The sequence below is a fragment of the Mesorhizobium sp. M0830 genome, from assembly GCF_040319965.1.
Classification (GTDB): domain Bacteria; phylum Pseudomonadota; class Alphaproteobacteria; order Rhizobiales; family Rhizobiaceae; genus Mesorhizobium.
This window is the reverse complement of sequence record NZ_JAMYOR010000027.1, coordinates 21,966-48,517: the sequence shown is the minus strand read 5'-3', so window position 1 is coordinate 48,517 and position 26,552 is coordinate 21,966. Positions and strand designations below refer to the sequence as shown.

Genomic DNA, 26,552 nt, shown 5'->3' with positions numbered 1-26,552 from the left:
CAGACCCGCGGAGCCAAAAATGCTAAGGATCTTGTCGTCGTCGCTGAAGGTGTTTTTCGCTGCAGGTTCGGCATATGGGCCCCGCCGCGAGAGCGAGGCGCAGGGATGGCTGGCCGATCCGCTTTCGCATCCCGTGCTGAACGCCATGTCGGAGCGCGAACTTGGCGACGTGCCGTTCAGGCTGACGGCGCGGCGAACCGTGCATGAAACCGCTTCATTGCGAACCGGTTTCGGTGGGCGCTGCTGAGCGGGCGCCAAGCGGTCCGGCTTGAGGAAAGTCGAGGCGAGGGTCGCACTGGCCTAACGGATGGCGGATTGTTTCAGCGATCACGGCAATTATTGTGCGCTGCAATGACATCAGCCACCTCGACAGCGCTCCGTTTTACCTTCGCCGGCATGATTGCCATGGCCGTTGCCATGGGCATCGGCCGCTTTGTCTACACACCGATCCTGCCCGGCATGATGCAGGAACTGCATCTGTCGCCGGCCGATGCCGGATGGATCGCCTCCGCCAACTATCTCGGCTATCTCATTGGCGCATTGGCGGCGGCGGGTGGCTGGGCGCATGGGCGCGAACGCCAGCTGATGTTGGTGGGGCTCGGCGCCAGTGTGGTCCTGGCCGCGCTGATGGGGCTGACCGATATGATGGCCGCCTTTCTCGTTGTCCGCTTTCTGGCCGGCCTGGCCAGCGCCTTCGTCATGGTGTTCATGGCCAGCATCGTTTTCAGCCATATCGCGGCTGCCGGCCGCGGCGACCTGCAGGCGTGGCACTTCGGCGGCGTTGGCCTCGGCATCGCAATCTCCGCGGCGATGATGGCGGTGCTGGTCACCGAACATGCCGGCTGGGCGGCGGGCTGGTTGTGGTCGGCGGCAATCTCGGCTTGCGGTTTCGTACTCGTGGCGCTGATGGTCGACGAGGGTCCGCTCACCAATGGCGAAGTCGCCCGCGAGCCGGCATTGCAGATGGACCGGTCATTGATCAAGGTCATCATTGCCTACGGCCTGTTCGGCTTCGGCTACGTGGTGACGGCGACATTCCTGGTCGCCATCGTCCGGCAAGGCGGCGGCAGCCGCGTCTTCGAGACCATGGTCTGGATGGTCGCCGGTCTTGCCGGCTTTCCCTCGACCTGGCTCTGGCAGAAGATCGCCGCTCGGACCGGCCTCTATGCCGCCTATGCGCTGGCATGCTTCATCGAGGTCGTCGGCGTCACCGCCAGCGTCGCCATCGGCGGACGTACCGGGCCGCTGCTCGGCGGCGTGCTGCTCGGCGGCACCTTCATAGCCATCACCGCATTTGGCCTCCAGGCTGCCAGACAGCTTGCACCGCGGGCGCCGCGGCGGATCTTTGCCCTGATGACGGCTGTGTTCGGCGTAGGCCAGATCATCGGCCCCATCGCCGCCGGGCTGCTGGCGCAAATGTCCGGCGATTTCTTCCTCGCCTCGATCGCCGCCGCCATCATGCTGGTCGTCTCCGGCGGCCTCACATGGTCGGCTGCGCCAAAATCGCCATGATTGTGGGGTTGCTCGGTGCGGGCATCGGGCACGGGCATTTTCTTTCCAGCTAATGTGTGACTTTATGCCCGCCGTAGTCAGCTGATTTGCGCCTAGATCGAGGAATTCGTCACAGTGTTCGTATCATTTTTCCCGCAGCCGAAGCTCTTCTTCACTTCGGCCGCCGCCTGGAGCCTTGCGGCGATCCTGTTCTGGTTTTTCGGTGGTGAACAATTGGGCGCGGTTTTCGGACTGCCGCCGGCTGCCGCTGACGCGCCACCCATTATCGGCATCGCCATTCTCATGTCGCCGCCGTTTCTATGGTTTTATCTCTATTTCGCGTTTTGCGTGGCCGTCTTCTATGCGTTTTGGAGCTGGTATTCGCCACATCCCTGGCAGCGCTGGTCGATCCTGATGACCGCAGTCATCCTGTTCTTCATCTATTTCAATGTGCAGGTCAGTGTCGCCGTCAATGCCTGGTACGGGCCTTTCTTCGACTATGTGCAGGGATTGATGTCGGGGACAGGAAAGTCGACGAACGGTGAATTTTATATCGGATTGGCAGATTTTTCGTGGCTCGCGTTGGTCGGCATGAATGTGCAGGTGGTCAATGCCTTCATCGTCAGCCACTGGATCTTCCGCTGGCGCACGGCGATGAATAACTATTTTGTCGAGAACTGGGGTAGGCTTCGACATATCGAGGGTGCTTCGCAGCGTATCCAGGAAGACACGATGCGGTTCTCGCAGATCATGGAGGATCTCGGCTCCAGCTTCGTCCAGTCGATCATGACCCTGATCGCATTCCTGCCGGTCATGATCCAGTTGCAGGCTCACATCAGCGAGTTGCCGATTGTCGGCACGATCCCGCAGCCATTAGTGGTCGCAGCCCTTGCCTGGTGTCTGTTCGGAACGATCTCGGTCATGATTGCCGGCCTGAAGCTTCCGGGACTGCAGTTCCGCAACCAGCGTGTAGAGGCCGCCTATCGCAAGGAACTCGTCTACGGCGAGGATCACGCAGACAGGGCTCAGCCAGCCACCACTGCCGAGCTGTTCGCGAACGTTCGTCACAATTATTTCAGGCTCTATTTCCACTACATTTATTTCAACGTCGTCCGTTACACATACCTGCAGGCCGACAACATTTTCTCGCTGCTGATCCTGGGTCCGTCGCTGGTTGCGCACAAGATAACGTTCGGCGCGCTGAACCAGATTTCGAATGCATTCGGTAAAGTGACGGGGTCGCTGCAGTTTCTGCTCACCTCCTGGTCGACCATCGTCGAGCTTCAATCGGTCCACAAACGCCTGCGCGCCTTCGAGGCGACCCTGCTCGGCGAGCCGCTGCCGGACATCGACCAGCGCTATCTGGCAAAACAGGGCGTTGAAGATCCGGCCTAAAGGCCGAGGTTGGAAATCGAACCGGGTTGGCGGCTCAGCCGCCGACCGAAGCCTGCTTCTGGGCAGCGTCTTGCCGCGAGACATAGTCGCGAAAACTGATGCATTCGACATCGGCTTTGACGCAGACCTCGCCGGCAAAGCGCTCCAGCGCATTCCAATAGGCGCCGTCATTCATCAGCGCGAAATGGAAGCCGAGCTCCAGCGGAATGCGCTTGCCCGCATACTGCTTGTCGAAGGCGGCGCGGAAGGCATCATAGGTGCGGTTCGCGAACTCGTTCGACTTGCTTGGCTGCTCGAAGCCGCCGGAATGCCTGACATAGAGATTGTAATCCATGGCGATCACCAGCCTTGACTTCGGTCCTTCCGGAATCTGCGGCAACGAAAACTGCATGATGCCGTTGCCGGCCACCGGCCGGGCGGGCCCCTGCGAGACGCCGCTCGCGTCGAACTGATAGCCGGCCGCCGCCAGCGCCTCGTAGAGGGCCTTGTTCGCCGACAGATACGGGGCGCGAAAGCCGACCACCGCATGCCGCGCGAAGTTGCGCCAGCCCTGGGGTTCGGGCGCAACGCCGTTGATCGCATAGGCGTTCTCAAGAATGCGTTCGAACGAACTGAACTCTTTCAGCCAATCGGCCTTGCTCCAGTCCTTGCCGTCGAAATGGCCGCAGCCATGGCCGGCGATGTCGTGACCCTCGGAGGCGGCAAGGCCGATCTGTTCGAGCCGCTCGGTGACTTCCTGTTTCGAGGCGGCAAAGCCGATATTGGATTTGCCGGCGCTTTTGCCGGGTGCGTTGTATTGCATGCGTGTTTCTGGCGACAGCAGGAAGACGCAGGAGAGAAAGTAGGTGAAGTGCGCGCCGGTGCGCTCTGCCAGTGCCCGGCTACGCTTCCACTGCGAAATGTCGCGGGCGCTGTCGAACGAGATGATGACGGCCTGCTTGGGCTTTGCCGGCCTTGGCGGCGCGGGCGGATCGGCCAGAGCCTGCCCGGCAGTGGCGAGCGCAGCGAGGGAAAAGGTAGCAAAACGGAACGGAAGGTACATCGGCAATCTGATCTGCGCTTTTCTGAGCTGCACTTTGGGGGGAGACGTCTGGAAGCCGGCTATCCTCGAAATGTGGCGCTGGTGCGATTGGCCTTTTCGGCTGCTTGCCCGGGGCAAACATCCGTTTGCCCTAGGGAATGGGCGATTTTCCGGTTGAACCCCTTCCATGCCGACAAAATTTCGCTAAAACGCGGGCTGACAAAGGCCCGACCGGGCAGGAATGGTTTTGATTGATGTCTGACGACAGTTTTATCCGTGAAGTCAACGACGAGATGCGTCGCGACCAGGCGCAGGCGCTGTGGGACCGCTTCGGTCCCGCCTTGCTTGTCCTCGCGATCCTCGTGGTGCTCGGCACCGCCGCCTTCGTCGGCTATCGCTATTGGGACGAGACGCGCGCCAACCGCTCCGGCGATGCCTTCTCGCAGGCGCTGAAGCTTGCCAATGATGGCAAGAACGATGAAGCGCTGACCGCGCTCGATCAGTTGGAGACGGATGGCTACGGCGCCTATCCGTTGCTCGCCCGCATGCGCGGCGCAACCGTCAAGGCCGACAAGGGCGATGTCGCCGCCGCCGTCAAGGATTTCGACGATGTCGCCGCCGACACCGCCATTCCCCAGGGCATTCGCGACATGGCACGTCTCAGGGCAGCGCTCCTGCTTGTCGACCACGGTTCCTTCGCCGACGTCTCCAGCCGTGTCGAGGCGCTTACATCGGACACCAACACCTTGCGCCATACGGCGCGCGAGGCCCTCGGCCTTTCTGCCTGGAAGGAAGGCAAGACCCAGGACGCGCTAAAGCTGTTCGACCAGATCGCCGCCGATGACGGCGCCCCTCGCAACACCCGCGAGCGCGCAACGTTGATGTCCGAGCTGATCCGTGGGTCGGGCAGTGCGTCGTGACCTTCAAAGCCGCCATCATCGGCAGACCTAACGTCGGCAAATCGACCCTTTTCAATCGGCTGGTGGGAAGGAAGCTGGCGCTTGTCGACGACACGCCCGGCGTCACCCGCGACCGCCGCGTCCATGCCGCCAAGCTTTACGACCTGCATTTCGACGTCATCGACACCGCCGGCTTCGAGGATGCCGCCGCCTCGACCTTGCCGGGCCGCATGCGCGCGCAGACCGAGATCGCCATCCGCGAGGCGGACCTGATCTTCTTCACCATCGACGCCAAGTCCGGCCTGCTGCCCGACGACAGGACCTTCGCCGAGATCGTGCGCAAGTCCGGCAAGCCCGTGGTGCTGGTCGCCAACAAGGCTGAGGCGAAAGGTGCCCAGGGCGGCATGCTGGAGGCCTGGGAACTCGGCCTTGGCGAGCCGATCCCGGTTTCGGCCGAGCACGGCCAGGGCATGCCCGATTTGCGCGATGCCGTGATCGAAGCGCTCGGCGAAGCGCGTGCTTTCGGCGAAAATGAAGCTGGCGAAGACGAAGAAGTCGCTGCCGGCGAGGTTCTGATCGGCGAGGATATCGCCGATCCGGATGCCGAGCACAGCTATGACGATACCAAGCCGATGCGCATCGCCGTCGTCGGCCGTCCCAATGCCGGCAAGTCGACGTTGATCAACGCGCTGATCGGCGAAGAACGGCTGCTGACCGGACCGGAAGCCGGCATCACCCGCGATTCCATCTCCGTCGACTGGGATTGGCATGGCCGCCGCCTGAAACTGTTCGACACGGCCGGCATGCGCCGCAAGGCCAGGATCCACGAAAAGCTGGAAGTGATGTCGGTGCAGGATGGCCTGCGCGCCATCCGATTCGCCGAGATCGTCATCATCGTGCTCGACGCCACCATCCCCTTCGAGAAGCAGGATCTGCAGATCGCCGACCTGATCATCCGCGAAGGTCGCGCGCCGGTGATCGCCTTCAACAAATGGGACCTGATCGACCATCCCCAGGAGCTTCTGGCCGAATTGCGCGAGAAGACGGAACGGCTGCTGCCGCAGGCGCGGGGCCTTCAGGCCGTGCCCGTATCGGCCGAGACCGGCCGCGGCCTCGACAAGCTGATGGATGCCGTCATCAGGACCCATAAGGTGTGGAACAGCCGCGTTTCCACCGGCAAGCTCAACCGCTGGCTGGAAGGCATCCTGGCGCACCACCCGCCGCCCGCCGTGGCCGGGCGCCGGCTGAAGGTCAAATACGTCACCCAGGCCAAGACCCGGCCGCCGGGTTTCATCGTTCAGTGCTCGCGTCCCGATGCGATGCCGCAATCCTATGTCCGCTATCTCTCCAACAGCCTGCGCGAAGCCTTCGACATGCCCGGCGTGCCGATCCGCATTGCGCTGCGCACCTCGGACAACCCATTCGCCGGCAGGTCCAAGAAACGCAGTTAAGCGTCGGCGCCCGTCTGGCGATCACGCCACGTCGCGCAAGCCGCTGTCGCTGGCCTGCGCATTTTTAGGCAATGCCTGCCGCGCTCCATCCAGCAATATGTCGGCGAGGCGGGCCGTCACTGGCTCGGCTTCAGCGTCCTTGCGATACAGGAATAGCGCCAGCTTAGGCAGCGCCGGCAATCCGGCGATCTCCGGCGTCATCGCGCTGACGCTGGCTGGCAGGCCGATATCGGTGCGGATCGTCAGCCCCAGCCCCGCCGCAACGGCCGCCCAGATGCCGCCAAGGCTCGGGCTGGAAAACGACATTCGCCAGGACAGGCCGGCGCGGTCGAGCGTTTCGGTTGCAACCGTGCGCAAAAGGCATGGCGCTTCGAGCGCCACCAGCGGCAGTGGCTCAGCGTGGCGCAGGCTGGTCTCGATGCGCTTTGCCGGGCCGATCCAGCGCATCTGCACATCGGCGACATGTTCGCTGTAGGGCAGCGTCTCTCCGCTGTGCCAGGCAAGCGCGATGTCGAGATTGCCTGATAGGATCCGTTCGGCAAGCTCGTGGCTGCGCGCGATCCTGGCTTCGATCTTGACCTTGGGATGGGCGCGGGCGAAGCGACCGAGCACGTCAGGCAGCACCGCCTCGCCGAAATCCTCCTGCAGGCCAAGCCTTGCCCAGCCTTCCAGTTCGACATCGTGGATGGCGGATGCCGCTTCGTCATTGAGCTCGATCAGCCGGCGCGCATAGCCGAGCATGGTCTCGCCGGCCTCGGTCAAGGCGAGGCCGCGCCCCGACTTGCGGAAGATCGGCGTCGCCGCCTGTTCTTCCAGTTTCTTCAATTGCGCACTGACCGCCGACGTCGACCGGCCAAGCCGATCGGCCGCCTTGGCGAAGCTGCCCAGCTCCATGCCGGTGACGAAACTGCGGAGGACGTCGAGGTCGAATGTCACGCGTCGCATAGATAATCCCGATTTTCAGGATAGTTTGTTTAAAACTTCCTGATTTTAAGGATGAAACTACGGCGCTAGAGACAGACCGTCAAGGCCCAGGCCGCTGGCCAAGCACGGGAAACAAATCATGTCCGCTATCGTCAATTGCACCGATCGACAGTCGCCGGGACTTTTGAAAGACACGGCTGCCGGCTCCGCCGGGAAGGCATTCAAGCCCGGCCATCGCTGGAAAGTTCTCGGCATGGGCGTTGCCGCCAATGCCAGCTTCTCTGCCACCTTCGCCGGCATACCGGCAACGGCGGTCGTGCTGCGCCAGGGGTATCATTTGGCCAACGCCGAACTCGGTCTGGCACTCGGCCTTCTCGGGCTGGGGGTTGCACTCAGCGAACTGCCATGGGGCCTGCTCACCGATCGCTGGGGCGATCGCCGCGTGCTTCTGACCGGGCTTGGCGCCACGGCTGCGTGGCTCTTCGTCATGGCGATGCTGGTTGTGCCGACAAAGGCCGGGATTCCCGATGTCACGCTGCTCTGCGCGAGCCTGCTTATCACAGGACTGCTCGGCGGCAGCGTCAACGGTTCGAGCGGCCGTGCCATCATGGGCTGGTTCCGGGAAAACGAGCGCGGCTTTGCCATGAGCATCAGGCAGACGGCGGTGCCGCTCGGCGGCGGTCTTGGCGCGCTCATTTTGCCCTCGCTTGCCCTGGCTTTCGGCTTTGCCGCGGTTTTCGGCGTCCTGGCGGGTGCATCCGCCCTCTCTGCCCTGTTCGCTTGGCGCTGGCTGCACGAGCCGCCGACGACGGACGAGGGCCATCGCGCTGCGGCGGCTGTGCCCGGACCGGCGCCGCTGCGCAATCGCGACGTTTGGCGTATCGCGACCGCCATCGGCCTGCTCTGCTTTCCGCAGGTGGCGGTGCTCACCTTCGCCTCCGTGTTCCTGAACGACTTCGTCGGTCTGGGAACGGCAGCGATCAGTGCGAGCCTCGCCGCCGTGCAGATCGGTGCCATGGTCATGCGCATCTGGAGCGGCCGCTTCACCGACCGCCACGGCAACCGCCGCCAGTTCCTTCGCCTCTGCAGTGCGCTGAGCGCACTTGCCTTCGCCGTGCTTTGGCTGCTGGTCTTGGTCAGTTCCGCCATGTCAGGCGGACAATTCTTGCTGATGGCGGCCCTTCCCGCTGTGCTTATTGTCGCAGGAGTCTCGGTCTCCGCCTGGCACGGCGTCGCCTATACCGAGCTTGCCACGCTTGCCGGTGCCGGCCATGTCGGAACCGCGCTCAGCCTTGCCAACAGCTTCGTTTTCGTCGGCTTCTTCCTGGTGCCGGTGGCCATTCCGGGCCTCTTGCACCTCTGGTCATGGTCCGGCGTCTGGCTGTCTGCCGCCATTTGCGCGCTGATCGCCTGGCCGATCTTCCTGCGGCCGGCCTGAAGGCTCGCCGCAAAACCGCCCGAGTTCGGAACCACGACCTCGGGCAGACCGGGAAAACCCGATCGAACCCGTTAACGTCCCATCAAGGTTAATGCATCATTTTGCTCTCCAGTGGGGTCTGTAGCGTTCCTGGAGAGAGTTCCGTGCATCGACGTGTGTTGACGCGGCTTGTTGCCGCCGCCGGTGAGAGACGTGGCTTTTTGGCTCCGTTCGTCGTCGGCCTCGGCATCTGGATCGGCTTTCCGACCGTCGCCGCCTACCAGGACATGACGAGCCTCGTTTCCGGCCTCGAAGCATCGAGCACCCGCTGGAATTCCTATGTCGAGAAATCCGTCGCCGGCTCGACCCACGCGGCCGAAATGCCCTTTGTCGATTCCGATGTCACCGACTCCATCTCCGGATCGGGTGTCCACCTGGCCGGCGTCGGCAACGTCTCTTTTCGCGGCAAGGGCGGCAAGGTAAGCGCCACGCCCGACGAGGATCGCGTCACGCGCGCCGACAAAAAGGGCCGCATCGTTATGGTGTCGCCCGTCGCACCGCCGAAGAACTTCAATGCCGGCTCGATCTTCGAGCGCACCTCCTCCTTGCTGCGGCCCAGCATGGACAGCGGCCTGAAGATGGCCTTCGCCAAGCCGCAGATCAAAGGCAAGGAAATCCAGATCGCCGCGGCATTCCATGCGCGCGAGGACAAAAAGCCCGATCCCGGCGTGCCGGCGATGCTTGCCGCACTGGTCAACAACGACCATCCGGACGTGCTGGCGACCGCCTATGCGCAGTCCGAGCCCGATTATGCCAAGGCATCGCCGTTCGAAGCGCTGCTTCAGGACGAGCAGCCCAATGAGGGCCGCTTCATTCCGCCGATGGTCAAGGGCGATCATTCGTGGATCCAGAACCCGCTGCCCGCCAGTGTCTTCTCCAAACCGGAACAGGCATGCCTGGCGAATGGCATCTATTTCGAGGCGAGGAGCGAATCCGTACGTGGTCAGGCCGCCGTCGCCCAGGTCATACTCAACCGCGTCCGCAACCCGACCTATCCGAATTCGATCTGCGGCGTCGTCTACCAGAACGACAGCTGGTTCAACCGTTGCCAGTTCTCCTTTGCCTGCGACGGCAGGAAGAAGCGCATCGACAGTCCTGCGGCCTACAAGACCGCCCAGGATATCGCCATGGCCGTCACCGCCGGCAAGATATTCATCCCTGAGGTCGGATCGTCGACCCACTATTACGCCCAATATGTCCATCCCGGCTGGGCGCGCACGATGGAGAAGATGACCAAGATCGGCCTGCATATCTTCTATCGGACCTATGGCGGCGGCTGGAGCTGAGCGCGCAACAGATCGCTGATCTTTGGCACGGCGCGCTGTCGATCGAAGAGCCATTGCTCGGGGGATTCGCGCAACGCATCCCCGTCATCGTGGCGGGCACGATGTCGCACCTTTCTAATCCATTGATTTTGCTGCCTAAAATACATGGCAATGAACTTCCGCCCGTGGCTTGACGGGCGCAAACCCTCTAACTATGTTGCCGGCGACTTTAGAAGCGGACGGACGGTGACGGTCTGACCGGGCAGGGGGGTTGCGATGGCCGACAAGAATGGGCCAGGCGGAACCGGAGAAACCGGCCGCGGCAAGCAGCATGAACCCGACATCCGCGACGACGATCTTGAGCGCCGCCGGCGTGACCTTGAAGCATCGCTCGCGACAAGGCGGCCGGACCGGCTCGAGGGGAAAGACGACGCGAAAGCGGGCAGTGTGGCCGGTTATGGCCAGGCGCTCAAACTCTCTAGCGAGTTTATCGCCGGGGTGGTGGTGGGTGCCGGCATCGGCTGGATCATCGACCGTCTGGCGGGAACATCGCCATGGGGTCTGATCGTGTTTCTGCTGCTTGGTTTTGGCGCCGGCGTGCTCAATGTGATGCGTTCCGCGGGCGTTGTGGCAGAATTCGGACAGGGCGACAGATCGCGCCGTGACCAGGACGACAAGAAATGACCGCGCTTCATGGCGGTAATGGTAACGAGGCCGTACGCGGCATTGACGGGGTTTGAACGTGGCAGCTGACAAGGTCGATCCGATCCACCAGTTCCATATCAACAAGCTGATTCCGATCGACATCGGCGGCTACGATCTGTCATTCACCAATTCGGCATTGTTCATGGTCGCGACAGTTGTCGTCGCGGCAGCGTTTCTGTTTCTCACGACGTCGAGCCGCAGCCTGGTTCCGGGCCGCCTTCAGTCGGTCTCCGAGATGGCATACGAGTTCGTTGGCAACATGTTGCGCGATGCCGCCGGCACGCAGGGCATGAAGTTCTTCCCTCTTGTGTTTTCGCTGTTCATGTTCGTGCTGGTCGCCAACCTGCTTGGCCTGTTCCCGTATTTCTTCACCGTCACCAGCCACATCATCGTCACTTTCGGTCTGGCCATCCTGGTGATTGCGACCGTGGTCGTCTACGGCTTCATGAAGCATGGTTTTGGCTTCCTCAAGCTGTTCGTGCCGCATGGCGTGCCGGTGTTCCTGCTGCCGCTGGTGGTGCTGATCGAGGTGATCTCCTTCGTGTCGCGCCCGGTCAGCCTCTCGGTTCGTCTGTTCGCCAACATGCTCGCCGGCCACATCACGCTGAAGGTGTTCTCCGGGTTCGTCGTCAGCCTGAGCGCGCTCGGCGCGGTTGGCGTCGCCGGTTCGATCCTGCCGCTGGCAATGGCGGTGGCGCTGACGGCACTGGAACTGCTGGTCGCCTTCCTGCAGGCCTACGTCTTTGCCGTGTTGACCTGCATGTATCTCAACGACGCCCTGCACCCCGGGCACTGAGAAAAATTTCCGGCCCAAGAGTTTCCAGCATTGGCGCCGGATGAAATCGCAACGGAATTTTTAGATCCAAAGGAGTTGAACAAATGGACGCAGAAGCAGCAAAGTACATCGGCGCCGGCATCGCTTGCCTGGGCATGGGTGGCGCGGGCATTGGCCTCGGCAACATCTTCGGCAGCTACCTGGCGGGCGCGCTGCGCAACCCGTCGGCTGCTGATGGCCAGTTCGGCCGTCTGATCTTCGGCTTCGCGGTGACCGAAGCTCTGGGCATCTTCTCGCTTCTGATCGCGCTTCTGGCCCTGTTCGGCTGAGCCCCTCTTTGGCTAAGCCATGAGAAGATTGGACGGGTCGGCCGCGCAAGCGGCGGGCCCGAATTTCGGGGATAGTCCATGTTCGTGACATCTGCCTTCGCGCAAGAGTCCGCGCCTGCCGATACCAGCCACGCTGCGACGGAAGGCGAGACGCAATCCGGCACCAGCGTGCCTGCAGAAGCGCACGGCACGTTTCCGCCATTCGATCCTGCGACGTTCCCGTCGCAGCTTCTGTGGCTGGCGATCACTTTCGGGCTGTTTTATCTCTTCCTGAAGCGGGTGGTGATGCCGCGCGTCGGGGGCATCATCGATGTCCGCAACGACCGCATCAGCCAGGATCTCGACCAGGCAGCCAAGTTGAAGGGCGAGGCCGACGCCGCTGTTGCTGCCTACGAGCAGGAATTGGCGGAAGCCAAGACCAAGGCCAACGCGATCGGCCAGCAGGCCAACGATGCGGCCAAGGCCGAGGCCGAGACCGCACGCAAGAAGGTCGAGGCCGCGCTCGATGCGAAGCTTGGCGAGGCCGAGGCCCGCATTTCTTCCATCAAGGCCAATGCGATGAAGGAAGTCGGCAGCATCGCCGAGGATACCGCTTCGGCGATCGTCGAGGCCCTGGTCGGCGGCAAGGCCAGCAAGGCCGAGATCGCGGCCGCGGTCAAATCCGTGGCCCGGTGAGGAGCGCATCATGGACTACACCTCTCTCGCAACGCTCTGGGCCACGGTAGCTCTGGTTATCTTCCTCGGCGTTGCAATCTACATCAAGGTACCTGGCCTGATCGCCAAGGCGCTCGACGCGCGCGCCGACAGGATCAGCAACGAGCTGGACGAAGCGCGCCGGCTGCGCGAGGAGGCCCAGCAATTGCTTGGCCAATACCAGCGCAAGCGCAAGGAAGCCGAGCAGGAGGCCGCCGCCATCGTCGCCGCCGCCAAGCGCGAAGCCGACATGCTTGCCGCGGACGCGCACAAGAAGACCGAGGACTATGTCGTCAGGCGCACCGCGCTTGCCGAACAGAAGATCGGCCAGGCCGAGCGTGACGCCATCAGTGAAGTCCGCGCCAGCGCCGTCGATATCGCCGTCGAGGCCGCACGCACGCTGCTCGCCGGCAAGATCGACGCCAAGGCGGGTGCCGAGCTGTTCAAGGCCTCGCTCGTGGACGTGAAGTCGAAACTGAACTAGACGATCCGTCTAGCCAATCATTGAAGCCGCCCGGGAAACCTGGCGGCTTTTTTGCTGTGGAAAACCAGATTGGCGGGGCGGCCGAGCGCGTAATCTCCCTCCTTGAGGGGGAGATGGCCGGCAGGCCAGAGGGGGTCGCCGCGCATGAAGCGCTGGCCTGATCTTTGCTGAAAAATGGCGTCGTGCCCAGTCGAGCCGACCCCCTCTGTCGCCTTCGGCGACATCTCCCCCTCGAGGGGGGAGATCGGCTGACATCGCCGTGGCTCACTCCAATCCGACCAGGCTCTCGTCTTCCACCACTTCCACCCCGCCCAATCTGAACGGCGCGAATGACACGCGGTGCAGCCGCGGCACGGGACCATGAGCCTCGATCGCGGTGCGATGGCGGACCGTGGCGTAGCCCATGTGGGACTCGAAGCCATAGCGGTCGTGATGGTTGCCGCAGCCGCACATCATGCGGTCGCGCATCACCTTGGCGACGATCGAGGCGGCGGCGATCGATTGCGAACGCTGGTCGCCCTTGATCAGCGCGCGCCCCGCGCAGGGCAGGCCCGGGGGCACGTCGCGCCCGTCGGCGAGGGCGAGCTTCGGTTGAACCGACAGCCCGACCAGGGCACGGCGCATCGCCTCCAGGCTTGCCTTTAGGATGTTGCTGCCGTCGATGCCCTCGGCGCTGATCGAGGCCATTGAGACCGCCTGCGCGGAGCCGAGAATGAGCAGGAACAGGGCCTCGCGCTGCAAATGGGTGAGGCGCTTGGAATCGTCCAGCCCGTCAGGAATGTTGGCGGGATCGAGCACCACCGCCGCGGCCACCACCGGTCCGGCCAAGGGACCGCGGCCGGCCTCATCCATGCCCGCAACCGGCCACAGACCGTCAGCCATCGCCTTCGTCTCGAAGGAGAAGTCGGGCTTCTCGATGATCTCAAAGAGAGGCGGAGAATCAGAACGCGCGCGAGCCATGTTGCGGCGAGGTTCGCATCGGCTCCGATTCTCCGCAAGTCCCTCCGGGTCGGGTGGGGCGCCGGACCGGGAGGGCACCGTCTGCAGGCCGGGGCGGGCCGGACGGGATTCCTGTGCTGCGGCAGATCAAGCCGCCGCAGTGAATTGCATTCTCAAAGCAGCGTCAGCTGCAATTGGTCTTTGGCAGCAGCAACGAACTGGTCGGTCCGCAACGTGCGCCGTTCGGCATTGAGGCCGAGCCGCTTGGCTGCGATCTCGAAGCGCCGGCCGATCTGCCAGGCATAGGGACCGGCGCCCTTCATGCGCTTGCCCCATTCCGAATCGTAGTCCTTGCCGTCACGCATCGATCGGATCAGCGACATCACGTGGCGGTAGCGATCGGGGTAGTGGCGCAGCAGCCAATCCTTGAAGATCGGGCTGACCTCCAGCGGCAGGCGCAGCACGACATAACCCGCCTCGCGCGCACCGGCGGCGCGTGCCGAATCGAGGATGCGTTCCATCTCCGGATCGGTCAATCCGGGAATGATCGGCGCCACCATGACCGACGCTGGAATGCCGGCATCCGAAAGCTGCCGGATCGCCTCCAGCCGCCTGGTGGGCGTCGACGCGCGCGGCTCCATGGTGCGCGCCAGCATGCGATCGAGCGTCGTCACCGACAGCGCCACCTTGGCCAGCCCCCGCTCAGCCATGCGCGACAGGATATCGATGTCGCGCGTCACCAAAGCGGATTTGGTGACGATGCCGACCGGATGACCGCGCGCCTCCAGCACTTCGAGGATCTCGCGCATGATCCGGTATTGCTTCTCGATTGGCTGGTAGGGGTCGGTGTTGGTGCCGATAGCGATGGTTCGTGGCTGGTAACCGTCCTTCGACAGCTCCTTGTCGAGCAAGCGCGCCGCATCTGGCTTGGCGAACAACTTGGATTCGAAATCCAGACCCGGCGACAGACCCATGAACGAGTGCGTCGGCCGGGCAAAACAATAGACACAGCCGTGCTCGCAACCGCGATAAGGGTTGATCGAACGATCGAAGGAGATATCGGGCGATTCGTTGCGGGTGATGATGGTGCGCGGCTTCTCGACCTGCACTTCGGTCTTGAAGGGCGGCAGTTCTTCCAGCGAATTCCAGCCATCGTCGAAAACATGCCGGCTGACCGGCTCGAACCGACCGGACGGATTGATGCCTGCCGACCTGCCGCGGTTGCGGTCCGGCCGGACACGCACGCCACTCTGCTCGATCATCGCATTGGCCATCTCGGCCCGTCCAGCTCCGAAAGCTGCAATGTCGGCGCGCACGATCTGTTCCATCTTCGCCCGCTCCCAAGGACTGTCCGTGTTGTGTCGAATCGCTCTGTTCATGAAATTATTCCTATTCTGTTGATGAGAACAAAGCAAGAACTTTTTATGGCTCGCTGGATAACTGGCGCTATGCCGCGCTTTCCGCTATCGGCTAACGATGCTTAGTGTTCTCATCGAAACCTGCAATGACGAGGAAGGGCTTACCCGCACGCTCGCCTCGCTGATTGGCGGCGCGGTTGAGGGCGTGGTGCGTGACGTCATCGTCTGTGACACGGGCTCTACCGACCAGACGCATCGTGTGGCCGAGCATGCCGGCTGTCACTACGTGACGGGCGGCATCGCCACGGGGATCCGGCAAGCCAAGGGGGACTGGTTGCTGCTCCTGGAGCCGGGCGCACGATTGATGGAGGGCTGGATCGACGCGGTCGTCGACCATACGGCCAGGCAAACCATGGCGGCACGGTTTTCGCGGGCGCGCGGCAGCCGCAAGCCGTTCCTGGCTCGCGTCTTTTCCGCAAACCGTGCCTTGGCCGACGGATTGCTGATCAGCAAGCGTCAGGCCTCGGCCAGGAGTGCCGTCAGCGCCGAGGCCATCGCCCGCGGCCTCGCGACAAAGCGGCTCGACATTTGGATGGCGCCGGCGAAGCGGGAACGCCGCTCTCCGCGCTGAGTTTTTTGCACCTGCTCTGGTCATTGTGCATTGCACAAAATCTGACACGCGGTTAGCTTCCGGACAAAGCGGGTGAGTTGGGTTTGGGTCATGCCGAGTGGTGAACACCGATGCAGCATTGGTGGTGCCCTTATATCGAGGACCCGATGAACCTTCCAACGCCCGACAAATCCGGCACGGCCAGCCTAGAGGCCATTGCGCGCAACGGCAGTCTGCTGCGGCGTATCGCCGTGCGCATTCCAACCTATCTGACGGACCTGCGGGAAAACCCTGCCTGGCTGCCGATGTTTGTGCTGGCGCGCACTATGCCCGGGCGCCGCATGCATTGGCTGGGCGCAAAACGCGCCCGTCCGGTCGCGGATACGGGGGATACGATGTTCGCCGGTGTCGAACGTGAGGCAGTAGTCGAAGCGCTGCGGACCGACGGGCTGTTTTCGGGCCTCGTCCTGCCGTCTGATATCCATGAGGAGATCGCCGATTTCGCCCAGCGCACGCCTTGCTTCGGCAATTTCGACCGCCGTCTCGAATTCATGCCGGATGAACATGCGGAAGCTGAGAAGCGCTTTGGCCGCTCGCTGCTCAGCGGGCACTTTTTCGAGCGAATCCTTGATTGCGAGGCGGCGCTCGCCATCCAGCGCGACCCGCTGCTTCTAGACATTGCCGCGCACTATCTCGGCGGTCAGGCAAAACTGATCACGACGCGGGTCTGGTGGAGTTTTCCGACGGGTGCCGCTTCGGACGCCGACAAGAACCTCGCCTCGCTCGGCAAGTATCATTTCGACCTCGACGATTGGCGCATGCTGAAATTCTTTTTCTACCTCAAGCCGGTCGATGCCGAGACCGGTCCACACGTCTATGTGCGAGGCAGCCACAAGCGACGCAGCCTCAAGCATCAACTCACCCTCCTCGTCGGCCATTCCGCGCGAGAGGTCCTGGATGTCTATGGCGAGCAGAGCCCGGTGACATTGACTGGAGAAGCAGGACTAGGTTTCGTCGAGGACCCCTTCGGCTTCCACATGGGCACCGTGCCGTCGCGCAGGCCGAGGTTGATGATGGAAGTCGGCTTCGGCGTATCGCCGCCGTCGCGCCGCCGCTTTCATGGCGAGCCGGTCATCCGCTGAGAGCTGACGACCCGAAGTTCATCTCGACAGGCATCCGGTGAGCACGGCGCCGGGCTTTGCGCAGCGCCCGTGGAGCCGCCGCTTGGCCTCGGCTTTTAGGGAGCCGATTTGCCGCGCCGCAGATGCTCGTCCAGACGCGGCATGATCTCTACGAAGTTGCACGGCATGTGCCGGTAGTCGAGCTGCGCCTTCAGGATGCCGTCCCAGGCGTCCCTGCAGGCGCCGGGTGAGCCCGGCAGCACGAAGACGAAAGTGGCGTTGACGACGCCGCCGGTCGCCCGGCTCTGGACCGTCGAGGTGCCGATCTTGTCGTAGGAGATGCGGTGGAACACTTCCGAAAAGCCGTCCATGCGCTTTTCGAAGATTGGCTCCAGCGCTTCCGGCGTCACGTCGCGCCCGGTGAAGCCGGTGCCGCCGGTGGTGATGACGACATCGATATCCTTGTCCCGCGACCACGCCAGAACCGTGTCGCGGATTTTCTCGCGGTCGTCGGTGACGATATCGCGGGCAGCCAGTATGTGGCCGGCCTCGGCGATGCGGTCGGCCAGCGTCTGGCCGGATTTGTCGTCGGCAAGGCTGCGCGTGTCGGAAACGGTCAGCACCGCGATGCGTATGGGGATGAAGGAACGGCTCTCGTCAATTCTGGCCATCAGCTCCCTCCGAGGCGATGCTACGCGTCGCGGCGACGAACCAGTCGGGCTGGCGACCACGGATCTCGGCGGCGGCGCGCTTGGCGACATTGCCGGTTTCGAACAAGCCGAAGCACGTGGCGCCCGACCCGGACATGCGTGAAAAACCCGATCCAGCCTTGTTAAGCCAGGAAAGCGCCCTGCCGATAGCGGGTTGCATCGCTACGGCTGCCGGCTCGAGATCGTTGCGGGTGATCTCCAGCCAGTTGCGCAGGCTGTGGAAGTCGATGCTGCGCGGCAGCGGCGGTAGCGCTTCATTGTCGCGACGGGCAAGCGCTGCGAAGATGTCGGCCGTCAAGACCGACCTGCCCGGATTGACCAGCACCAGCCCCAGCGTCGAAAAATCCGGCACCATCGAAAGCTCGTCACCAATGCCGCGCGCTACCAACGGCTTAGCCGCCAGGCACATTGGCACGTCGGCGCCAAGCGAGAGGCCGATCCGCGCCAGCTCGATGCCGTCGATGTCCAGGGCCCATATCTCAACCAGCCCGCGCAGCACGGCTGCCGCGTCGCTCGAACCGCCGCCGACGCCGGAGGCAACCGGCAGGTTCTTTTCGAGCTTTATCGAGACAGGCGGGGTTTTGTCTTGCCCGACCGCCTGTCGCAGGGCATCGCGCGCCCTAAGCACCAGATTGCTGGCGTCGACAGGGACGGCCAGCGCGTAGCGGCCTGACACGACAAAATCATCATTTTCAGCCGCCGCGATTTCGACCCTATCGCCAAAACGGGTGAACACCGCTAGGCTCTCGATCAGATGATAGCCGTCAGGGCGCCTGCCGGTGACATGCAGCGCAAGATTGATCTTGGCGTGCGCATGCCAGGTGCGTGAACCGGTGTCGATGTCCACCGCGTCAGTCACATGTGAAATGATGCTCAGTCCTTGGCCAGCCGGTATTCGCCGGTCTTCGGATCCTTGACCAGCGTCCCCATCGCGCCATTGGCCGCCTGCTTTTCGGTGCGCCGCACCTTGGCGGTCACGCGCTCGGCCTCGCGGACGAAAGTGCGGTAGCCGAAATAGGCGGCGACGCCAACGACGGTGAAGAAAATGATCTGCGGCATGCCAAAACTCCTCCCACGCTGGGCCGGCGAAGGCGGCCGGTAGGTCGGTTGATACATGTCGCCCAAAGGTGGATCGGGTTTTGGGAAAACGACATGCATAAGATTTCAAGCTTCTTATGCTAGACGGTTTCGCCGGGTTTTCAAAGCCCGAAGCGCGCCCATAATGCGCGCTCTTCCGCCGCATCGATCACCCCGCTGGCGGCCGCGGCGGCGATGTCGGGCACCGAAAAGCCCATTCTCGAGCCGAATAGGCCGAAGCGGCCGAGGAGACCGCGCGGTGCCGTGATCAGCCGGAGCTGCGTCTTCTCCCCGAAGCGGGTCTTCAGCACCGTCCGCATGTCGCCGAGCGCATCGACCAGGCCGAGCTCAAGGCCCTTGATGCCCGTCCAGAACAGGCCGGTGAACAGGTCCGGATCGTCCTTCAGCTTGGTGCCGCGCCGCTCCTTGACGAGGTCGATGAACGTGCCGTGCACCTCAAGTTGCAACGCCTTCAGCCGTTCGACGTCTTCCTTCTTCTCCGGCTTGAACGGATCGAGCACTGCCTTGTTCTGGCCGGCAGTGTGGACACGGCGCTCGATCCCGATCTTCTTCATCAGTTCCGGGAAGCCGAACGAGGCCGACACCACGCCGATCGAACCGACGATGGAGGACGGATCGGCGAAGATCTCGTCGCCGGCGACCGCGATCATATAGCCGCCCGATGCCGCAACGTCCTCGACGAAGACCAGCACCTTTTTGTCCTTTTCGCTCGCCAGGTCGCGGATGCGCTTGAAGATCAGCCGCGACTGCACCGGCGAGCCGCCGGGCGAATTGATCGAGATGGCGACCGCCGGCGCGTCGTAGGAAAACGCTTTCTCGATGAGGCCGGCGGTGGAGGCCAGGGACAGGGTCGGCCGGAACTGGCCGCCACCGGCCATGATGGTACCGTGCAGCCGGATGACCGGAATGGTGACGACGGTGGAGCGCCAGGATTTCGGCAGCAGGCGGTTGATAAGTCGTTTCACGAGGGCACGGTCTCCGGTCGATGGGTTGCTGGCATGTAGGGATTCCCCGGCCAACAGCAATGTGGGCCCCAAGAATAGCTCAATCTCCGAACAAAGAGGCAAGCCCGTTGGTGATCATTTCACTGCGCTCATCAGGACCGTTGCCCGACTGCGCGTGCAGCATCAGCGGCGGCCGGATGGCAAGTCTTCCCCGTGCGCCGAGCGCCGCCCGCACAATGATGCGGATCGCCGCCGCGTCTGGGCGCGGGTGGACGGCAAGCATCTCGGCATCGCCGAAGCGGCCGGCGATTGCATCGAGAATCGAGCCGAGCTGTTCGGGTCGGGCGATGACGGCAAGCCGGCCACGCGGCCTGACCACCGCCGCGGCGCTCCGGATCCAGCTCTCGAACGCTCCATCCTCCATGACATGCGCTTCCTTTCGCAGGCGATCGGATGTGGCGCGGTCCCGCGCGGCGTTGAAAGGCGGGTTCATGATGACGAAGTCGAAGTCGTTGTCGGCGAGGCCGGCGGACGCCCGCGCCCGGCCCGATACGGTAACATCAGCGACGACCACCGAGGCGCGATCGCTGAGATGGGCATTGCCGGGATGGGCAAGGGTGGCCGCAGCGAAGGCCGCCATTTCCGGCGCGCGTTCGACAAGCACGGCCTCGGCCGCCAGGCAGCGCGACAGCACCGCCAGGCCCGCAGCCCCGGCTCCGGCGCCGAAATCGGCCAGACGCCCGCCAAAGGAAGATGGCACGGACGCGGCCAGCATCATCGCATCCATGCCGGCGCGATGGCCGCCTTGCTTGGGCTGCACGAGCCAGAACCGGCCGCGATGGAAAGCATCGACCGTATGGGCCGGTGGGTCCGGGATAAGGCTGGCCGGCGCGGCGGGCATTATTCTCCACGGATCTCGTTGGCGATGCCGGCATCCGTCAGGATGCGCCGTGCCGCGTCGGCCTTGTCGGCGTCGACCATGACGCGCCGCGGCAGGATGCCGAGCGAGCCGTCGAGCACGCTCATGTTCTGGTCGGCTACGAAGCAGCCGATGCCGGCATCGCGCATAAGCGATTCGACAAAGGAGATAATGACGGCGTCGTTGGTGCGAATGAGCTCTATCATCGGGCGAAACTCTCAGTTTGCAGCGCTGATGTAAACGGGTAGGTGGATTGCCCTGGCAAAGCAGAACTTCCTTCGCCGCCAGTTGACAGCCTGTCATCGCCGCCGCGCCAATTCGCCTCTTGCCGTGGATGTGCCTGCCGCCCTAGAGTCCAAGCAGGGATTAAGGGTGCCGTCGCACGCGTTATACCAAGACGGGAGTGATTGTCGTGGGTGTCGTTCTCAACATCGAAAACGGGAAGCGGGAGCCCGCCTCCATCAAGGAGATGATCGATCTGACTGCGGCCGATATGGGGCGCGTCAACGAATTGATCCTGTCCAAGGCCGGCTCCGACGTCGAGATGATCCCCGAAATTGCCAACCATCTGATCTCGTCCGGCGGTAAACGATTGCGGCCGATGCTGACGCTCGCCGCGGCACAGATGTTCGGCTATGCCGGCGAGGGCCACGTCAAGCTCGCCACGGCAGTTGAATTCATGCATACGGCGACGCTTCTCCATGACGACGTCGTCGACGAAAGCGGCATGCGCCGTGGCAAGAAGACCGCCCGTATGATCTGGGGCAACCAGGCGAGCGTGCTGGTCGGAGACTTCCTGCTCGGCCAGGCCTTCCGCATGATGGTCGATGTCGGCTCGCTGGAGGCGCTCGACATCCTGTCGAGCGCGGCTTCGATCATCGCCGAGGGCGAGGTGATGCAGCTTGCCGCCGCCAAGAACCTGGAGACCACCGAGGACGAACATTTCGCCGTCATCAAGGCCAAGACCGCGGCGCTGTTTTCTGCGGCTGCCGAAGTCGGTCCGGTCATTGCCTTGGCGACGCGTAACGACCGTGCGGCGCTGCGCTCCTATGGCATGAACCTCGGTCTTGCGTTCCAGCTGATCGACGACGCGCTGGATTATGGCGGCACCAGCAAGGATCTGGGCAAGAATGTCGGCGACGATTTCCGCGAGGGCAAGGTGACGCTGCCGGTCATCCTCGCCTACCGGCGCGGCACCAAGGCTGAGCGCACCTTCTGGAAGCGTTCCATCGAGGACAATGCCACCGATGACGCCGGCCTGGAAAAAGCGATCGGCCTGATGACACGCCACGGCGCCATCGCCGACACGATCGGGCGCGCCCGCCATTTCGGCGAGATCGCCCGCGATGCGCTGGCGCCGCTGGAAGCGACGCCGCAGAAATCGGCGCTGATCGACGTCATCGATTTCTGCATAAGCCGGGTGAACTGAAGGCTGGACTTTAGCGACGCTTCCTCTGGCTTACGCTGGAAGTTTGCGAATTCGGTCCCGCCGTCTCGACAAGCTGCCTCGCCGCAAATTATCTATAAAAGATGGCAAAGGGCACAGACGACACCATCGCGGTCCGCATCAGCAAGGTACTGGCGGACCGCATCATCTCCGGCGCGATCGAGCCGGGGGCCAGGCTTCGGCAGGATCATATCGCCGAGGAATTCCAGACAAGCCATGTTCCCGTACGCGAAGCGTTTCGCCGTCTCGAGGCGCAAGGGCTGGCCGTCGGTGAGCCGCGCCGCGGCGTACGTGTCGCGGCTTTCGACCTGAGCGAGGTCAAGGAGGTCGCAGAAATGCGCGCCGCGCTCGAAGTGTTGGCGCTGCGCCACGCCGCGCCGCATCTGACATCGGCCATTCTCGACCTTGCCGAGGAAGCGACCAGGGCCGGCGACAAATCTCGCGACGTACGGTCTTGGGAAGAAGCCAACCGCGCCTTCCACCGGTTGATCCTGTCGCCGTGCGGCATGCCGCGCCTGCTCGCCACCATCGACGACCTGCACGCGGCAAGTGCCCGCTTCCTGTTCGCGGCTTGGCGCTCGGAGTGGGAGACTCGCACCGACCAGGATCATCGCGCGATACTCACCGCCTTGCGGCAGGGAAACACCGAATCGGCAGCCGCGACACTGGGGCGGCATGTCCAATGGATCGGCCGCAAGCCGGTCAGGACGGCCTCTGGCACGACGCGCGAGGCCTTTGCCATCGTGGGCTAGGACGACACCTTGCTCAGGCAGGGCTTGCTATCTCGGGGGATTTGTGGATTCGATAATAGATCGAAAAGAGAAATTATCTATAATTTGCAATCGATCAAAGGAATCCCATGACAGACGTTCCATTCTCGTCCAGCAAGCCCTCGTTCAGTCCGCTCCGGCTTCAGGGCCGCTCTCTTGCCTGGCAGGTTGGAGCCGTCGTGCTCGGCACGCTGTTCCTGGCGCTGTCGTCCTACATCGAAGTACCGATGTTGCCGGTTCCGGTGACCATGCAGACCTTCGCCGTGACGTTGATCGGCGCGCTCTATGGCTGGCGGCTTGGCGCCGTTACCATCGCCGCTTGGCTGGTCGAAGGTGCGGTCGGCTTTCCGGTGCTGGCCGGAGGCGCCGCCGGCGTCCAGCATTTCGTCGGACCAACAGGTGGCTATCTCTTCGCTTTCCCAATCGTCGGCGCCTTGGTCGGCTGGCTGGCCGAACGCGGATGGAACGGCAACCGGGTGATGCTTGCCTTCGCCGCCATGCTGCTCGGCAACCTTGCCTGCCTGGTTCTCGGCACCATGTGGCTCGCCATCATGATCGGCGCCGAACAGGCCATCACCTTCGGCTTCCTGCCATTCATCGTCGGCGGTCTGCTGAAGTCGGCGCTCGGTGCCGCGACACTCATGGCTCTCCCCGGCAGAGCGAAGCCGGCCAATCCGTGACGATCAGGCTGCGCGCCCATCACCTCCTTTGCCTGCTCACCTATGTGGGCAAGGGATACAGTCCCGCCTTCACCGCCAACTATGACGGGATCGCGGAGCGCCTGAGCCGGGGCGAGGGCATCCTCCTCGTTTCCGGCCCGGACGATGTCTGCGGCCCGTTGCTCGACGAGCCGGAGCCGCATTGTCTCAACGAGAGCGTCTTCGAGCGCGATCGGCTAGCGGCACAGGATTTGGAGGAATTGCTGGCGCGCCCAATCCGCGTCGGCGCCAGCCTCGATCTCGATGCGTCGATGCTGGCCCGGATGCGGCGGGCGTTTTCCGCTGGCCGCCTACGCAAGGCCTGCGGCGGCTGCGAATGGAGCGGGCTGTGCAGCACGATTGCGGCTGGCGGATATGGTGACACGCTGGTGCAGGGGTCTGCCTCCACAGGCGAACACTGATCCCACAGGCGAACACTGATATTGGCGTCGAGCCCTGCGGTCGAATCTGTGATATGCTCCGATCCGCGCGAGGCCATGGCCGAAATTCAAGATCGGAAAACTGTTGCCCGTCGCCATGATTTGTTAATCGGGTGCCCGGATTGTAAATTCGAGGCGGATTGAAGCGCGACCCCAAAAAGGCCATGCTTTATCATGAAGATGGAGTCTACGCCGATCCCGCTGATGCGGAGATGGGCCTGGCTGAAAGGAATACGATGCGGCAAGGACGTGCGCGCTGGCTGACAAGGCTGGCAATTGTGACCGGCATGACGATCTCGGCTCTGCCGGCCTATGCCAAGCAAACCACCGAACCGGTCAAGATCACGTCGTTCTCGGGCGCTTATCTGGCGGCCCGGATCGCCGAAGGCGACAACGACCTCGACAGCGCCATCGGCTATTACAAGCAGGCATTGGCCTTCGACCCGAGCGACACCGGCCTGCAGCAAAGCTTGATGCTGTCGCTGATCGCGCAAGGCCGCTTCGACGAGTCCCTGGTCTATGCCGACAAGCTCAAGGAAGTTCCCGATGTCGAGCGCTTCTCGCGCCTGGCGCTGGCCGTCGATTCCTTCCACAAGAAGGATTTCACCAAGGTACAATACTGGCTCAAGCTGTCGGTGGAATCCGATCTCGACCGGCTGCTCTCCGGGGTCATGTCCGGCTGGGCGCAGCAAGGCGCCGGTGAGGCCGCCGATGCGATGACCTCCATCGACAAGTTGCAGGGGCCGGATTGGTTCGGTCTGTTCAAGTCGTTCCACCGCGCATTGATTGCCGATGCGTCCGGTATGCCCGAAAAGGCTGATGCGATCTACGCCGCGACCATGCAGGATACGGCCGCCGGTGGTGCGGCTCCCGAAACCTGGATGCGCAATGCGCAGGCCTACGCCTCGTTCCTGGCTCGCAAGGGCGACAAGACCAAGGCAATGTCGGTGCTCGATCAGGCCGAGGCGTTTTCGCCCGGCAAGCTGGAAATCGTCGCCATGCGCGACAAGATCGCCAAGGGCGACAAGATCGCGCCCTTCGCTGCCGGTCCGTCGGACGGCGCCTCAGAGATTCTGCTTGATCTCGCCACCGCGCTCAACCGTGGCGGCGGCGAGCCGTTCGTCCGTCTCTATCTGCAGTATGCTCTGGCGTTGAAGCCCGACAGCGATGCGGCACTGGTGCAACTCGCTGCGGTGTCCGAGCAGTTGAAGGACGGCGAGGGCGCCATCGCGCTCTATCGGCGGATCCCCGCTACTTCGCCGCTGAAGGAGCTTTCGGAGCTGCAGCTCGGCCTCAACCTTGCCGATCTCGACCGTCATGAGGAGGCGATCACCCATCTGAAGGCCTTCGTCGACGCCCACCCCGACGACATGCGCGCCTATCTGGCGCTCGGGGGTGTCTATTCCTCGAAGGAGGATTTCCGCGCGGCCGCCAATCTCTACGACAAGGCTGTCGAGGCGCTGAAGACGCCGACCGCGGCCAACTGGAACATCTTCTACCAGCGTGGCATCGCCTATGAGCGGCTGAAGGAATGGCCCAAGGCCGAGCCGAACTTCCGCAAGGCGTTGGAATTGGTCCCCGACCAGCCGCAGGTGCTGAACTATCTCGGCTATTCCTGGGTCGACATGAACATGAACCTCAAGGAAGGCCTGGCGATGATCCAGAAGGCCGTCGACCTCAGGCCAAGCGACGGTTACATCGTCGATTCGCTGGGGTGGGCCTATTTCCGCCTTGGCCGATTCGACGATGCCGTGCGCGAAATGGAACGCGCCGTGTCGCTGAAGCCGGAAGATCCGGTTCTCAACGACCACCTTGGCGATGCTTACTGGCGCGTCGGCCGCAAACTGGAAGCCACCTTCCAGTGGAACCAGGCCCGCGACCTGAAGCCCGATCCCGATGTGCTGGCCAACTTGCAACAGAAGCTGATGAAGGGCCTGCCGCCGATCGAATCCAACACGGCGCAGGAAACCCCGAAGGTCAAGCCAGAGCCGGTGCCCGCCCCGAAGGGGTGAAATCGGTTTTTTTTGAATGCAACGGGGCTCTTCGGAGCCCCGTTTCGTTTGTGGATGGCTGTTGCGCCCCCGACAGGCGCCGATAGGCTCGGAATTGCCTCAGAATAGCTTCCGGTAGACGACGAAGCCGGAACGTTCGCCGATCCTGTCATAGAGCTTCATCGCGGTCTGGTTGGTCTCGTGCGTCAACCAGTACACCCTGCCTGAGCCGGCGGCCTGGGCGCGCTCGTAGACGCCCTCAATCAGCGCACGGCCAATGCCTTTGCCGCGGGAGGCCTGTGTGGTGAAGAGGTCCTGCAGATAGCAATTCGGCGCGATCGCCGTGGTGCTGCGATGGAAGAGATAGTGCACGAGGCCGAGAAGCTGTCCCTCGCTCTCGGCGACCAGCGCATGAACCGGCTCATAGGCATCGAAGAAACGGGACCACGTCATCGCCGTGATCTCGCCCGGCAGGGCTGTTTCAGCCGAGCGGCCATAAAATGCATTGTAGCCGTCCCACAGCGGCAGCCACTGGTCGAAGTCCTGACGCGTGACGGGGCGGATGACGAGTGGGCTGGGCATGGTTGACCTGTTGTCA

General features: G+C 63.2%; 30 protein-coding genes. 19 read left to right on the top strand and 11 right to left on the bottom strand.

The genetic code is table 11. From position 1 onward, the window contains the following. Positions 1 to 19 precede the first annotated feature (19 nt). The 3 genes from NKI20_RS17575 to sbmA all read left to right on the top strand — a co-directional run bounded on the left by NKI20_RS17575 (position 20) and on the right by sbmA (position 2,886). On the top strand, positions 20 to 247 hold the full coding sequence (locus NKI20_RS17575) for a hypothetical protein (protein ID WP_352832382.1): 228 nt from the start codon (positions 20 to 22) through the stop codon (positions 245 to 247). A 104-nt stretch (positions 248 to 351) separates the two neighbouring features. After that, the gene (locus tag NKI20_RS17570; RefSeq protein ID WP_352832379.1) at positions 352 to 1,512 is read left to right on the top strand and encodes a YbfB/YjiJ family MFS transporter; all 1,161 of its coding nucleotides are present in this window, start codon (positions 352 to 354) and stop codon (positions 1,510 to 1,512) included. Between the two features lie 114 nt (positions 1,513 to 1,626). Next, positions 1,627 to 2,886 (top strand): peptide antibiotic transporter SbmA, encoded by a 1,260-nt coding sequence (sbmA, locus tag NKI20_RS17565; protein WP_352729141.1) that lies wholly within the window; start codon positions 1,627 to 1,629, stop codon positions 2,884 to 2,886. Positions 2,887 to 2,920: 34 nt separating this feature from the next. Here sbmA and NKI20_RS17560 read toward each other — a convergent pair whose 3' ends face one another. After that, positions 2,921 to 3,928, bottom strand: coding sequence for a polysaccharide deacetylase family protein (locus NKI20_RS17560; protein WP_352832458.1), 1,008 nt, complete (start codon positions 3,926 to 3,928; stop codon positions 2,921 to 2,923). A gap of 233 nt (positions 3,929 to 4,161) precedes the next feature. Here NKI20_RS17560 and NKI20_RS17555 point away from each other — a divergent pair, with 233 nt between their 5' ends. Beyond that, complete coding sequence (locus NKI20_RS17555; RefSeq protein ID WP_352832375.1) at positions 4,162 to 4,827, top strand: tetratricopeptide repeat protein; 666 nt, start codon at positions 4,162 to 4,164, stop codon at positions 4,825 to 4,827. Beyond that, positions 4,824 to 6,257 carry a ribosome biogenesis GTPase Der gene (gene der / locus NKI20_RS17550; RefSeq protein WP_352832373.1) on the top strand — a complete coding sequence of 478 codons (1,434 nt, stop codon included), beginning with the start codon at positions 4,824 to 4,826 and terminating at the stop codon, positions 6,255 to 6,257. Before NKI20_RS17555 ends, der begins: the two co-directional genes overlap by 4 nt. 21 nt (positions 6,258 to 6,278) lie before the next feature. On the opposite strand, the gene NKI20_RS17545 is transcribed toward der, so the two are convergent. Continuing rightward, positions 6,279 to 7,202: a LysR substrate-binding domain-containing protein gene (locus tag NKI20_RS17545; protein ID WP_352832370.1), complete on the bottom strand. Its 924-nt coding sequence runs from the start codon at positions 7,200 to 7,202 to the stop codon at positions 6,279 to 6,281. 118 nt (positions 7,203 to 7,320) lie between these two features. Between NKI20_RS17545 and NKI20_RS17540 the strand changes: the two genes are divergently transcribed. The 7 genes from NKI20_RS17540 (at position 7,321) to NKI20_RS17510 (ending at position 12,909) form a co-directional block, all read left to right on the top strand. Continuing rightward, complete coding sequence (locus NKI20_RS17540) at positions 7,321 to 8,619, top strand: MFS transporter (protein WP_352832367.1); 1,299 nt, start codon at positions 7,321 to 7,323, stop codon at positions 8,617 to 8,619. A gap of 143 nt (positions 8,620 to 8,762) precedes the next feature. Continuing rightward, positions 8,763 to 9,944 carry a cell wall hydrolase gene (locus tag NKI20_RS17535; RefSeq protein ID WP_023759061.1) on the top strand — a complete coding sequence of 394 codons (1,182 nt, stop codon included), beginning with the start codon at positions 8,763 to 8,765 and terminating at the stop codon, positions 9,942 to 9,944. Between the two features lie 255 nt (positions 9,945 to 10,199). After that, positions 10,200 to 10,607 carry an AtpZ/AtpI family protein gene (locus NKI20_RS17530; RefSeq protein WP_023759062.1) on the top strand — a complete coding sequence of 136 codons (408 nt, stop codon included), beginning with the start codon at positions 10,200 to 10,202 and terminating at the stop codon, positions 10,605 to 10,607. Between the two features lie 58 nt (positions 10,608 to 10,665). After that, positions 10,666 to 11,424, top strand: a complete 759-nt coding sequence (locus tag NKI20_RS17525; RefSeq protein WP_352487594.1) for a F0F1 ATP synthase subunit A — start codon at positions 10,666 to 10,668, stop codon at positions 11,422 to 11,424. 83 nt (positions 11,425 to 11,507) lie between these two features. Further along, positions 11,508 to 11,732 (top strand): F0F1 ATP synthase subunit C, encoded by a 225-nt coding sequence (locus tag NKI20_RS17520; protein WP_006206606.1) that lies wholly within the window; start codon positions 11,508 to 11,510, stop codon positions 11,730 to 11,732. Positions 11,733 to 11,810: 78 nt separating this feature from the next. Next, positions 11,811 to 12,407 carry a F0F1 ATP synthase subunit B gene (locus tag NKI20_RS17515; RefSeq protein ID WP_023759064.1) on the top strand — a complete coding sequence of 199 codons (597 nt, stop codon included), beginning with the start codon at positions 11,811 to 11,813 and terminating at the stop codon, positions 12,405 to 12,407. A 10-nt stretch (positions 12,408 to 12,417) separates the two neighbouring features. Further along, positions 12,418 to 12,909, top strand: coding sequence for a F0F1 ATP synthase subunit B (locus NKI20_RS17510; RefSeq protein WP_023759065.1), 492 nt, complete (start codon positions 12,418 to 12,420; stop codon positions 12,907 to 12,909). Between the two features lie 264 nt (positions 12,910 to 13,173). Here the strand turns inward: NKI20_RS17510 and rnhB are convergent, their stop codons facing one another. Both rnhB and NKI20_RS17500 read right to left on the bottom strand, forming a co-directional pair. Beyond that, entirely contained in the window at positions 13,174 to 13,869 is a 696-nt protein-coding gene (gene rnhB / locus NKI20_RS17505) for a ribonuclease HII (protein WP_023759067.1), read from the bottom strand. Positions 13,870 to 14,021: 152 nt separating this feature from the next. Then, positions 14,022 to 15,176, bottom strand: a complete 1,155-nt coding sequence (locus NKI20_RS17500) for a PA0069 family radical SAM protein (protein WP_023759068.1) — start codon at positions 15,174 to 15,176, stop codon at positions 14,022 to 14,024. Positions 15,177 to 15,324: 148 nt separating this feature from the next. On the opposite strand from NKI20_RS17500, the gene NKI20_RS17495 reads away from it, so the two are divergent. Then, positions 15,325 to 15,837, top strand: a complete 513-nt coding sequence (locus tag NKI20_RS17495) for a glycosyltransferase (protein WP_352832362.1) — start codon at positions 15,325 to 15,327, stop codon at positions 15,835 to 15,837. A 146-nt stretch (positions 15,838 to 15,983) separates the two neighbouring features. Continuing rightward, positions 15,984 to 16,958, top strand: coding sequence for a hypothetical protein (locus NKI20_RS17490; RefSeq protein WP_023759070.1), 975 nt, complete (start codon positions 15,984 to 15,986; stop codon positions 16,956 to 16,958). A 95-nt stretch (positions 16,959 to 17,053) separates the two neighbouring features. Here NKI20_RS17490 and moaB read toward each other — a convergent pair whose 3' ends face one another. From moaB to NKI20_RS17460, 6 genes are all read right to left on the bottom strand, one after another. Beyond that, positions 17,054 to 17,608 carry a molybdenum cofactor biosynthesis protein B gene (gene moaB / locus NKI20_RS17485; protein WP_023759071.1) on the bottom strand — a complete coding sequence of 185 codons (555 nt, stop codon included), beginning with the start codon at positions 17,606 to 17,608 and terminating at the stop codon, positions 17,054 to 17,056. Further along, complete coding sequence (locus NKI20_RS17480) at positions 17,595 to 18,494, bottom strand: 4-(cytidine 5'-diphospho)-2-C-methyl-D-erythritol kinase (RefSeq protein WP_352832455.1); 900 nt, start codon at positions 18,492 to 18,494, stop codon at positions 17,595 to 17,597. The genes moaB and NKI20_RS17480 overlap by 14 nt, the downstream gene beginning before the upstream one ends. Before the next feature lie 26 nt (positions 18,495 to 18,520). Beyond that, on the bottom strand, positions 18,521 to 18,706 hold the full coding sequence (locus NKI20_RS17475) for a membrane protein (RefSeq protein ID WP_013896713.1): 186 nt from the start codon (positions 18,704 to 18,706) through the stop codon (positions 18,521 to 18,523). A gap of 140 nt (positions 18,707 to 18,846) precedes the next feature. Next, on the bottom strand, positions 18,847 to 19,710 hold the full coding sequence (locus NKI20_RS17470; RefSeq protein WP_352832357.1) for a S49 family peptidase: 864 nt from the start codon (positions 19,708 to 19,710) through the stop codon (positions 18,847 to 18,849). Between the two features lie 79 nt (positions 19,711 to 19,789). Next, positions 19,790 to 20,590, bottom strand: coding sequence for a tRNA1(Val) (adenine(37)-N6)-methyltransferase (locus NKI20_RS17465; protein ID WP_352832354.1), 801 nt, complete (start codon positions 20,588 to 20,590; stop codon positions 19,790 to 19,792). Next, on the bottom strand, positions 20,590 to 20,814 hold the full coding sequence (locus NKI20_RS17460) for a putative signal transducing protein (RefSeq protein ID WP_352832351.1): 225 nt from the start codon (positions 20,812 to 20,814) through the stop codon (positions 20,590 to 20,592). The genes NKI20_RS17465 and NKI20_RS17460 overlap by 1 nt, the downstream gene beginning before the upstream one ends. A 206-nt stretch (positions 20,815 to 21,020) precedes the next feature. On the opposite strand from NKI20_RS17460, the gene NKI20_RS17455 reads away from it, so the two are divergent. The 5 genes from NKI20_RS17455 (at position 21,021) to NKI20_RS17435 (ending at position 25,975) form a co-directional block, all read left to right on the top strand. Then, on the top strand, positions 21,021 to 22,037 hold the full coding sequence (locus NKI20_RS17455) for a polyprenyl synthetase family protein (protein ID WP_023759076.1): 1,017 nt from the start codon (positions 21,021 to 21,023) through the stop codon (positions 22,035 to 22,037). A 101-nt stretch (positions 22,038 to 22,138) separates the two neighbouring features. Continuing rightward, complete coding sequence (locus NKI20_RS17450) at positions 22,139 to 22,807, top strand: GntR family transcriptional regulator (RefSeq protein WP_023759077.1); 669 nt, start codon at positions 22,139 to 22,141, stop codon at positions 22,805 to 22,807. Between the two features lie 107 nt (positions 22,808 to 22,914). Next, positions 22,915 to 23,505, top strand: coding sequence for a biotin transporter BioY (locus tag NKI20_RS17445; RefSeq protein ID WP_352832347.1), 591 nt, complete (start codon positions 22,915 to 22,917; stop codon positions 23,503 to 23,505). Further along, positions 23,502 to 23,945: a DUF1284 domain-containing protein gene (locus NKI20_RS17440; RefSeq protein ID WP_352832343.1), complete on the top strand. Its 444-nt coding sequence runs from the start codon at positions 23,502 to 23,504 to the stop codon at positions 23,943 to 23,945. The genes NKI20_RS17445 and NKI20_RS17440 overlap by 4 nt, the downstream gene beginning before the upstream one ends. Positions 23,946 to 24,199: 254 nt before the next feature. Further along, entirely contained in the window at positions 24,200 to 25,975 is a 1,776-nt protein-coding gene (locus NKI20_RS17435; RefSeq protein WP_352832452.1) for a tetratricopeptide repeat protein, read from the top strand. Positions 25,976 to 26,074: 99 nt separating this feature from the next. Here NKI20_RS17435 and NKI20_RS17430 read toward each other — a convergent pair whose 3' ends face one another. After that, entirely contained in the window at positions 26,075 to 26,536 is a 462-nt protein-coding gene (locus tag NKI20_RS17430; RefSeq protein ID WP_352832340.1) for a GNAT family N-acetyltransferase, read from the bottom strand. Positions 26,537 to 26,552 lie beyond the last annotated feature (16 nt).

Bases quoted from the DNA above. Each gene is read 5' to 3' on its own strand.
- moaB (WP_023759071.1), bottom strand. From the start codon at position 17,608: ATGGCCAGAATTGACGAGAGCCGTTCCTTCATCCCCATACGCATCGCG.
- NKI20_RS17570 (WP_352832379.1), top strand. From the start codon at position 352: ATGACATCAGCCACCTCGACAGCGCTCCGTTTTACCTTCGCCGGCATG.
- NKI20_RS17515 (WP_023759064.1), top strand. From the start codon at position 11,811: ATGTTCGTGACATCTGCCTTCGCGCAAGAGTCCGCGCCTGCCGATACC.
- NKI20_RS17465 (WP_352832354.1), bottom strand. From the start codon at position 20,590: ATGCCCGCCGCGCCGGCCAGCCTTATCCCGGACCCACCGGCCCATACG.
- NKI20_RS17520 (WP_006206606.1), top strand. From the start codon at position 11,508: ATGGACGCAGAAGCAGCAAAGTACATCGGCGCCGGCATCGCTTGCCTG.
- NKI20_RS17500 (WP_023759068.1), bottom strand. From the start codon at position 15,176: ATGGAACAGATCGTGCGCGCCGACATTGCAGCTTTCGGAGCTGGACGG.
- NKI20_RS17430 (WP_352832340.1), bottom strand. From the start codon at position 26,536: ATGCCCAGCCCACTCGTCATCCGCCCCGTCACGCGTCAGGACTTCGAC.
- rnhB (WP_023759067.1), bottom strand. From the start codon at position 13,869: ATGGCTCGCGCGCGTTCTGATTCTCCGCCTCTCTTTGAGATCATCGAG.
- NKI20_RS17560 (WP_352832458.1), bottom strand. From the start codon at position 3,928: ATGTACCTTCCGTTCCGTTTTGCTACCTTTTCCCTCGCTGCGCTCGCC.
- NKI20_RS17510 (WP_023759065.1), top strand. From the start codon at position 12,418: ATGGACTACACCTCTCTCGCAACGCTCTGGGCCACGGTAGCTCTGGTT.
- NKI20_RS17575 (WP_352832382.1), top strand. From the start codon at position 20: ATGCTAAGGATCTTGTCGTCGTCGCTGAAGGTGTTTTTCGCTGCAGGT.
- NKI20_RS17435 (WP_352832452.1), top strand. From the start codon at position 24,200: ATGCGGCAAGGACGTGCGCGCTGGCTGACAAGGCTGGCAATTGTGACC.
- NKI20_RS17530 (WP_023759062.1), top strand. From the start codon at position 10,200: ATGGCCGACAAGAATGGGCCAGGCGGAACCGGAGAAACCGGCCGCGGC.
- NKI20_RS17490 (WP_023759070.1), top strand. From the start codon at position 15,984: ATGAACCTTCCAACGCCCGACAAATCCGGCACGGCCAGCCTAGAGGCC.
- NKI20_RS17495 (WP_352832362.1), top strand. From the start codon at position 15,325: ATGCTTAGTGTTCTCATCGAAACCTGCAATGACGAGGAAGGGCTTACC.
- NKI20_RS17460 (WP_352832351.1), bottom strand. From the start codon at position 20,814: ATGATAGAGCTCATTCGCACCAACGACGCCGTCATTATCTCCTTTGTC.
- NKI20_RS17450 (WP_023759077.1), top strand. From the start codon at position 22,139: ATGGCAAAGGGCACAGACGACACCATCGCGGTCCGCATCAGCAAGGTA.
- NKI20_RS17475 (WP_013896713.1), bottom strand. From the start codon at position 18,706: ATGCCGCAGATCATTTTCTTCACCGTCGTTGGCGTCGCCGCCTATTTC.
- NKI20_RS17555 (WP_352832375.1), top strand. From the start codon at position 4,162: ATGTCTGACGACAGTTTTATCCGTGAAGTCAACGACGAGATGCGTCGC.
- NKI20_RS17540 (WP_352832367.1), top strand. From the start codon at position 7,321: ATGTCCGCTATCGTCAATTGCACCGATCGACAGTCGCCGGGACTTTTG.
- NKI20_RS17445 (WP_352832347.1), top strand. From the start codon at position 22,915: ATGACAGACGTTCCATTCTCGTCCAGCAAGCCCTCGTTCAGTCCGCTC.
- NKI20_RS17545 (WP_352832370.1), bottom strand. From the start codon at position 7,202: ATGCGACGCGTGACATTCGACCTCGACGTCCTCCGCAGTTTCGTCACC.